10 protein-coding genes are annotated in these 7,432 nt (G+C 70.7%); 3 read left to right on the forward strand and 7 right to left on the reverse strand.

All coding sequences use genetic code 11. The features are described 5' to 3' along the window. The 6 genes from WU80_RS23435 to WU80_RS23460 all read right to left on the reverse strand — a co-directional run. Nucleotides 1-395: PLP-dependent transferase (locus WU80_RS23435; RefSeq protein ID WP_197286013.1), on the reverse strand; the 395-nt coding region annotated here is incomplete at its 3' end. Then, on the reverse strand, nucleotides 392-829 hold the full coding sequence (locus WU80_RS23440) for a rhodanese-like domain-containing protein (RefSeq protein WP_055405469.1): 438 nt from the start codon (nucleotides 827-829) through the stop codon (nucleotides 392-394). The genes WU80_RS23440 and WU80_RS23435, both read right to left, overlap by 4 nt. 20 nt (nucleotides 830-849) lie before the next feature. Then, on the reverse strand, nucleotides 850-2,088 hold the full coding sequence (gene purT, locus WU80_RS23445) for a formate-dependent phosphoribosylglycinamide formyltransferase (RefSeq protein WP_055405474.1): 1,239 nt from the start codon (nucleotides 2,086-2,088) through the stop codon (nucleotides 850-852). A 14-nt stretch (nucleotides 2,089-2,102) separates the two neighbouring features. After that, nucleotides 2,103-2,753, reverse strand: coding sequence for a PaaI family thioesterase (locus WU80_RS23450; RefSeq protein ID WP_055405470.1), 651 nt, complete (start codon nucleotides 2,751-2,753; stop codon nucleotides 2,103-2,105). Then, complete coding sequence (locus WU80_RS23455) at nucleotides 2,750-4,048, reverse strand: adenylosuccinate synthase (protein ID WP_055405471.1); 1,299 nt, start codon at nucleotides 4,046-4,048, stop codon at nucleotides 2,750-2,752. Before WU80_RS23455 ends, WU80_RS23450 begins: the two co-directional genes overlap by 4 nt. Nucleotides 4,049-4,180: 132 nt before the next feature. Then, on the reverse strand, nucleotides 4,181-5,068 hold the full coding sequence (locus WU80_RS23460; protein ID WP_055405475.1) for a histidine phosphatase family protein: 888 nt from the start codon (nucleotides 5,066-5,068) through the stop codon (nucleotides 4,181-4,183). Nucleotides 5,069-5,265: 197 nt separating this feature from the next. Between WU80_RS23460 and WU80_RS23465 the strand changes: the two genes are divergently transcribed. Further along, on the forward strand, nucleotides 5,266-5,892 hold the full coding sequence (locus WU80_RS23465; RefSeq protein ID WP_055405476.1) for a hypothetical protein: 627 nt from the start codon (nucleotides 5,266-5,268) through the stop codon (nucleotides 5,890-5,892). A 9-nt stretch (nucleotides 5,893-5,901) separates the two neighbouring features. On the opposite strand, the gene WU80_RS23470 is transcribed toward WU80_RS23465, so the two are convergent. After that, the gene (locus tag WU80_RS23470; protein WP_055405472.1) at nucleotides 5,902-6,147 is read right to left on the reverse strand and encodes a hypothetical protein; all 246 of its coding nucleotides are present in this window, start codon (nucleotides 6,145-6,147) and stop codon (nucleotides 5,902-5,904) included. Nucleotides 6,148-6,252: 105 nt separating this feature from the next. On the opposite strand from WU80_RS23470, the gene WU80_RS23475 reads away from it, so the two are divergent. Together WU80_RS23475 and WU80_RS23480 are read left to right on the forward strand one after the other, a co-directional pair. After that, complete coding sequence (locus WU80_RS23475) at nucleotides 6,253-7,026, forward strand: site-2 protease family protein (protein WP_055405473.1); 774 nt, start codon at nucleotides 6,253-6,255, stop codon at nucleotides 7,024-7,026. A 40-nt stretch (nucleotides 7,027-7,066) separates the two neighbouring features. Then, nucleotides 7,067-7,432, forward strand: a 366-nt coding sequence (locus WU80_RS23480) for a cation diffusion facilitator family transporter (RefSeq protein ID WP_156371840.1), incomplete at its 3' end; no start/stop codon positions are given.

The raw sequence follows: 7,432 nt of genomic DNA on the forward strand, positions 1-7,432 counted from the left end.
GATGTGTATAAGAGACAGGACCCGAACAGGCTGCGCGCCGCGACCAGTCGGTCGCCGGCGGCCAGCAGCGCGCCCAGCGACGTGAACACGGCCGCCATGCCGCTCGCGGTGGCGAACGCCGCGGGCGCACCCTCGATCAGGCGCAGCCGCTCCTCGAACATGGTCACGGTGGGGTTGCCGTAGCGGGAGTACACGAAGTGGTCCACTTCGCCGGTGAACGACTGCTCCGCGACCGCCGCCGACGGATAGACGTAGCCGGACGTTAGGAACATCGCCTCGGCGGTCTCTTCGAAGCCGGAGCGCAGCAGGCCTCCCCGCACGCCGATGGTGGCCTGGCTGACGCCGTCGGGCAGGGCCTTGGGCGCGCGCACAGACTCCCCCGCCGGGTCGGTCATAGCGGCTTCCAGGGCAATCCGACGGCGCGCCAACCCGATTCACCCCGAAGCCCCTGGCTGTTCGGGTGGCCTTCGAACCCGTCCAGCACGTTGTATGCCGGGGTGATGCCGGCGCGGGTGGCGGCCTCGGCGGCGCCGATGGAGCGGTTGCCCGAGCGACACAGGAAGACCACCGGCCGCTCGGCCTCGGCGCCCGGCGGGACGTGGTCGCGCAGTTCGTCGGCGAAGTTCGCGTTGTGCCTGCCGTCGGAGGTGTTCCACTCAATGAACACCGCCTCGCGGCCCAGGCTGGACAGGTCGGGCACGCCGACGAGCCGCCACTCGGCGTCGGTGCGCACGTCGACCAGCACGGCGTTCGGGTTGTCGCTGAGCAGTTCCCAGGCCTGCTCTGGCGTGATGTCTCCGGCGTAGGAGCCTGCGCGCTCTGTGCTCATGACCTCGGATGGTAGCGAGGTTATAACCGCGCCTCTCGCGTGACCGAGCTGTGTGGGCCCTGGTGCCGTACCGCCAGGCGGTCCGCGACCTCCCGCGCGCGGTCCCGCGCGGCTGCCACGTCCGGCGCCGTCGCCAGCGCCTGGAAACCCCGCCCGGCCAGGCGAAGGTCGGTTTCCGGCACGCCGGCCAGCGCCCCGGCCAGCGCGGCGGGCGGCGCGTCGGCGCGCTCCACCCGGTGGGCCGCGCCCGGCGAAATCATGATGGTGTCAACCGGCAGCCCCAGGACGGTGCGGGCCTGCAGTTCGAACGCCGACAGCCGCTGGCTGGGCACCGTGGCCCAGGCGCTGTCGGCGGGGCGGGGCGTGACGTCGACGAAGTACACCTCGTCCCCGTTGATCATCAGCTCGACGGCGAAGACACCCCGCCCGCCGAGCGCCTTGACGATCCGCGCGGCGATCGACTTGGCCGCGTCCACGGCCGCCGGGCTCATCCGCTGCGGTTGCCAGGACTCGCGCACGTCGGCGCCCTCGCCGTGGCCGATGGGCGAGCAGAAGTCGATCACCGGCCCGTGCGGCCCGTCGCTGCGCACGGCCAGCAGGGTGACGTAGAACTCGACCTCCACCACGGTCTCGGCCAGCACCCGGTGCTGCTCGCCGCTGCCCCCCGTCGCGCGCTGCCAGGCCGCCGCGATGTCGTCGGGTCCGGACGCCACCGACCGGCCGCGCCCGTCGGCCGTGAGCACCGGCTGCACCAGCAGCGGGTAGCCGGCGTGCGCGCCCACCGCCTCGAGCTCGGCGGCCGAGCCGACGAACCAGAACGGCGCGGTGGGCAGGCCCAACTCGTCGGCGGCCAGCCGGCGCAGGCCCTCGCGGTCGGCGGTGAGCCGCACGGCGCGGGCGCCGGGCACCAGCTGCGCGCCCTCGACGCCCTCGAGGGCCTGGGTCGCGATCGCGTCGGTGGTGGTGACCACGAAATCCGGCTGCAGTCCCCGGATCGCCTGCGTCAGCTGGTCGGCGTCGGTCAGCGGAACCACCAGCGACTGCTCGGCCACCGCGTGCGCGGGGGCGCCGGCGCGCTCGTCGACGGCGATCACCCGCGCGCCGAGGCGGCCCAGGGCGATCGCCAGTTCGCGGGCGAGCTCACCGGAACCCAGCAACGCCACACGCGGCCGGACGTCGGCGTCGCCCGCCGGCGGTTGCGGCGGGACGGTGAGCGCGGTCGTCTTGTCGTCTGGTCCTTCGGTCACCCGCTCAAGGATAGGTGCGCCGCGCGTCAGGGCTGGCCGGGAAGCAGCCGCACCATCAGCCCGTTGCCCTCGGCCAGCACGGTCGCGTCGCCGTCGACGAGTTCGGCGGCCACGAACGCCTTGCGGCCCTCGGTGCTGGTGACTCGGCCGCGTATCGACAGCGGCGTGTCGATCGGGGTGACCTTGCGGTAGTCGACGTGCAGGAAGGCCGTCCGGCTGATCGGGCGCCCCGCGGCGTGCGAGACCATGCCGAACACGTGGTCGAACAGCAGCGGCAGCACCCCGCCGTGCACGGCGTGATTCCCGCCGACGTGGAATCGGCTGAAGTAACCGGTCATCTCGACGCCGTCCGGCGCGTACTTGGTCAGCGTCCAGGGCGGCAGCAGCAGGCTGCCCATGCCGGGCAGGTCGGGCGTCCGCCCGGCCGGGGCCTTGCCCTCGTCGGCCTGAAACGGCCCCAGCAGCGCCACCAGCGCCGCCGCCCGGTCGGCGGCTTGGTCCCACAGGTCGTCACCGGGGTCGGCGGACACGGCGAGGTCCTGCAATTGGCGCATGGCCGCGACGAACCGGCCGAACCCCGGGCCCGGGCTGGCCGGGCCGTATTCGGGGAAGCCGCCGTGGTGGTCGTATTCGGGGTCGAGTTCTTTCGGGTCGGGTTCGGCCGCCGGCTGGGTCACGGGCGGGCCGCCAGCACGTCGCGGCGCACGATCGTCTGTTCCCGTCCCGGCCCGACGCCGATGCACGAAACATGCGCTCCGGCAAGCTCTTCCAGCCGCAACACGTAGTCACGCGCCTTGGCGGGGAGGTCGTCGAACTCCCGCGCGTCGGAGATGTCCTCCCACCAGCCGGGCAACTCCTCGTAGACCGGTTCGGCGCGGTGCAGGTCGGCCTGCGTCATCGGCATGTCGTTGGTGCGTTCGCCGTCGATGCGGTAGCCGACGCAGATCGGCACGGTTTCCAGACTGGAGAGCACGTCGAGCTTGGTCAGGAAGAAGTCGGTGATGCCGTTGACCCGGGTGGCGTAGCGGGCGACGACGGCGTCGAACCAGCCGCAGCGGCGCCGCCGCCCGGTGGTGACACCGAACTCGCCGCCGGTCTTGGAGAGGTATTCGCCGTTGGCGTCGAACAGCTCGGTGGGGAACGGCCCGGAGCCCACCCGGGTGGTGTAGGCCTTCAGGATGCCCAGCACGGTGGTGATGCGGGTGGGGCCGATGCCGGACCCGACGGCCGCGCCGCCCGCGGTCGGATTCGACGACGTGACATAGGGATACGTGCCGTGGTCGACATCGAGCAGGGTGCCCTGGGAGCCCTCCAGCAACACCGTTTCGCCGGTCTCCAGCGCCGCGTTGAGCAGCCGCCGGGTGTCGCGGATGCGGTGGCGGAACCCCTCCGCCTGCGCGAGCAGCGAGTCGACGACCTGGTGCGGGTCCAGCGCCTTGCGGTTGTAGATCTTCACCAGGATCTGGTTTTTCAGCTCCAGCGCCGCCTCGATCTTGTGGGTCAGCTGCTCGGGGTCGAGCACGTCGGCGACGCGGATCCCCTGCCGGGCGATCTTGTCCTGATAGCAGGGCCCGATGCCGCGCCCGGTGGTGCCGATCTTCTTGTTGCCCATGTAGCGCTCGGTGACCTTGTCGATGGCCACGTGGTAGGGCAACAGCAGGTGCGCGTCCGCGGAGATCAGCAGCTTGGTGGTGTCCACGCCCCGGTCTTCGAGGCCTTTGAGCTCGTCGAGCAGCACCCCGGGGTCGACCACGACGCCGTTGCCGATGACGTTGGTGACGCCGGGGGTCAACACCCCGGACGGGATGAGGTGCAGCGCGAAGTTCTCGCCGGTCGGTAGGACGACGGTGTGTCCGGCGTTGTTGCCGCCCTGGTAGCGCACCACCCACTGCACGCGCCCGCCGAGCAGATCGGTGGCTTTACCTTTGCCCTCGTCGCCCCACTGGGCGCCGATGAGGACGATTGCCGGCATGACTTGCTCCCGCCTGCTTACTGTGGCTCTACTGGCAAGGCGCCGTTCACGTGGCGATCCTAAACGTCGGGCGGCAACGGACCTGTGCCAAGGCCCGGTTGAATCCCGGCTCGTGTCGCGAACGGCCCCGCTTCACGACGTCGCGGCCGGTTTGGCCGCGCACACACCGCCCCGGGCCGGTGCGTCCAACATCAGGCACAGGGGGTTCGCGTCACGAGCGGGCCTCTTGGCCGCCCACCCCGGCCACACGGGTTTCCCGTTCCAACTGACCAGCCTCCAGCCGTCGTGCGGATTGCCCTGGATCTCGACAATGCCGGTGTTCGGCAGCGGATCGAAGAGCAAGAGCAGCGGATCGGGATTCTTGACGGTCATCATCGTCCCGACGCCGATGGTGAACTCGCTGGAGAACGCCACCTCGGTGATCTTGCCGCCCGTGGACCGAACCGGGTTGGCCATGGCATTGGCGTACATCGTCTGCAGAGTGTCGGTGAAGCCGGCCGCGTTGCCGTACATCGTTTGCAGGGCGCCGTTGAAGCGGTTGGCGAATTCGAATCCGTTGGCGTCGGTGGAGCCCGGGGCCAGCATCGGCACGATGCGCAGCCCCAGCAGCCACGCGACGGGGCCCAGCAGGTACACCAACCCCGCGAGGCTGAGCTGGGGCTGGCCGTTGAACGCGCCGGCGTCGATCTCGTTGAGCCCGGGCAATGCCTGCACGTTCATGCCGAGCATGGCCGCCAGTGGGGCCGCGGTCTGCTGCGTCCTGATCAACTGCGACGCGTAGATCCCGGCCACCGGGCCCTGCGCGGCGATCACGGTGGCGATGTCCCTCGCCTGTTGCTGGCCGAGCGCGGTGAGCGCCGTTCCGGGCACCGACGTGTCGATCACGCCGGCCGCGTTGGACTCCGACTGGCCGTGCCGCACCAAGTCGATCACGATCGATTCGTCGGCCCAGGCGGTCGCCGGCCCGACGCACAGCAGGGCAGCCGAAAGCGCAACGGCGCCAAGGGTGAGTCGGCGAATGGCAGTTCTCCGTTCTCTTGGCCACCCATTCGTTGACCCCGTGGCAGGAGTAAAGTATCCGGTTGACATCAGGCGATGACGCAGCAACTTTCGCAGTCCGGAATCATGTTGTGACTGTGTCGTGATGACGAGATCGTCCGCCGCTCAGCCGGTCTGGCCGTCCTGTGGTCGAGAGGCATTGAAAGACAAAGGCATTGGTGAGGCAAGAAGATCGCGCCGTCGCGGTGTTGCTGTTCGGCGATCGCCGGGTGCCGGGGCCGCTGGCCGGTCTGCCGGTACACACGACCGACATCGACGCCGCGATCGGACCGTATCGGCGGCTGGTGGTGCTCGGCGCCGACGCCGACCTGGCCGCGGTGCTGACCCGGCTGCTGCGCGCCGGCCGGCTCGACATCGAGATGGCCTACGCGCCGCGCCGGCGCACCCGCGCCACGCGGACCTACCGCCTACCCGCCGGACGGCGGGCGGCGCGGCGTGCGCTGCGGGGCTCGGCGCGGCGGGTGCCGCTGGTGCGCGACGAGACCGGGTCGGTGGTCGTCGGGCGGGCGTCCTGGCTGCCCGCCGAGGGGCGGCTGCTGCGCGGGGAGGCCGTCGTCGACGACGCGGTGCTGTTCGACGGCGACGCGGCCGCCGTCGACATCGAGCCGACGGTTGACGTGCCGGGCCTGCGCGCGCGCGTCGGCCGGCGCCGCTGGGTAGCCGGCCGCGCGGTCCAGCTGGGCAGCACCGGGGTCACCGTGGTGCGCGACGGCGTGTCCGCGCCGCGTCCCGCGCGCCGCTCGACGTTCTACCGCCACGTCGAGGGCTGGCTGGCGGTCCGGTAGGTCGCGGGGCTAGGCGCAACCACCTTGCTGCTTCGACGCCAGGTGCTTGACCATTTGGCAAAGGTTGACGACGGCGGCGCTCAGCTTGTGGATGGTGGCGTCCCGGTCCGCCACGCACGTCTGCCAGTCGCCGAACTCCTCAGGGGGCCTCTGGTTGTCCGCGTTGAGATGGATCTTCTGCTCGATCTGGTCGCACAGATCCGCCAGGGTCAGTTGTCCCGGCGCATCGACGTCGGAGAACCATTTATCAGTCATGCCTAATCGGTACCCTGCCGCGCCGCGAATTCACAGGGGGCCGGGTCGCCGGTCGACGTCGCACCGCCACGTCGAGGCCGCCCGGTGGTCCGATAGTTTCGACCGGTGATCCCGCCCGCCCGGCACGAATCGGTGCGACCCAGCCCCATCTTCCTGGCCCTGCTGGCCGTGACGGCGATCGGCGGCGTGCTCGCCTGGCTGGCCGGTTCGACCGTGCGGCCGCTGGCGTATGCCGGGGTGTTCACCTTCGTGATCGCGGGCTGGCTGGTGTCGCTGTGCCTGCACGAATTCGGTCACGCGGTGACCGCCTGGCGGTTCGGCGACCACGACGCCGCGGTCCGCGGGTACCTGACGCTGGATCCGCGGCGCTACAGCCATCCGGCGCTTTCGCTGCTGCTGCCGATGGTGATCATCGCGCTGGGCGGGATCGGCCTGCCTGGCGCCGCCGTGTACCTACGGACCTGGTTCATGACGCCGAAGCGTCGCACGCTGGTCAGCCTCGCGGGCCCGGCGGCGAACCTGGTGTTGGCGGTGCTGCTGCTGGCGCTGACGCGACTGCTCTACGAGCCCGACCACGCGGTGCTGTGGGCGGGCGTGGCGTTCCTGGGATTTCTGCAGCTGACAGCGGTGGTGCTGAACCTGCTGCCGATCCCGGGCCTGGACGGCTACGACGCCCTGGAACCGCACCTGAGTCCCGAGACGCAGCGGGCCGTGGCCCCCGCCAAGCAGTGGGGCTTCTTCATCCTGCTGCTGTTGCTGTGGCCGGCCAGCGCCTGGTTCTTTCAGGTGGTGCTGTGGCTGTTCGATTTCTCCGGGGTGCCCGGCTGGCTGGTGTCCGCGGGCAACGTGCTGACCCGATTCTGGAGCCGCTGGCTCTGACGCTTGCCATATATGCGTAAATCCGCATATATTGCTGGCCATGGGCGCCGGCCACAACCACACCCCCGCCGAGACCGACGCGTCTCGGCTGATTCCCCGGATGATCATCGCCGCCTCGATCCTGGCGGCGTTCTTCGTCGTGGAGTTGACCACCTCGCTGGTGATCAACTCGATCGCGCTGCTGGCCGACGCGGGCCACATGCTGACCGACGTGGTCGCCGTCTTCATGGGGCTGGCCGCGGTGACGCTGGCCCGCCGGGGCAGCGCGTCACCGTCGCGCACGTACGGGTGGCACCGGGCCGAGGTGTTCACCGCGGTGGCCAACGCCGGGCTGCTGCTCGGGGTGTCCCTGTTCATCCTGTGGGAGGCGATCCAGCGGCTGCGGGAAACCCCGACGGTCCCGGGC

This window comes from Mycobacterium sp. UM_11, from assembly GCF_001414075.1.
Lineage (GTDB): Bacteria > Actinomycetota > Actinomycetes > Mycobacteriales > Mycobacteriaceae > Mycobacterium.

Coding starts and splice junctions, on each gene's coding strand:
- WU80_RS23440 (WP_055405469.1), bottom strand. CDS start 829: ATGAGCACAGAGCGCGCAGGCTCCTACGCCGGAGACATCACGCCAGAG.
- WU80_RS23455 (WP_055405471.1), bottom strand. CDS start 4,048: ATGCCGGCAATCGTCCTCATCGGCGCCCAGTGGGGCGACGAGGGCAAA.
- WU80_RS23470 (WP_055405472.1), bottom strand. CDS start 6,147: ATGACTGATAAATGGTTCTCCGACGTCGATGCGCCGGGACAACTGACC.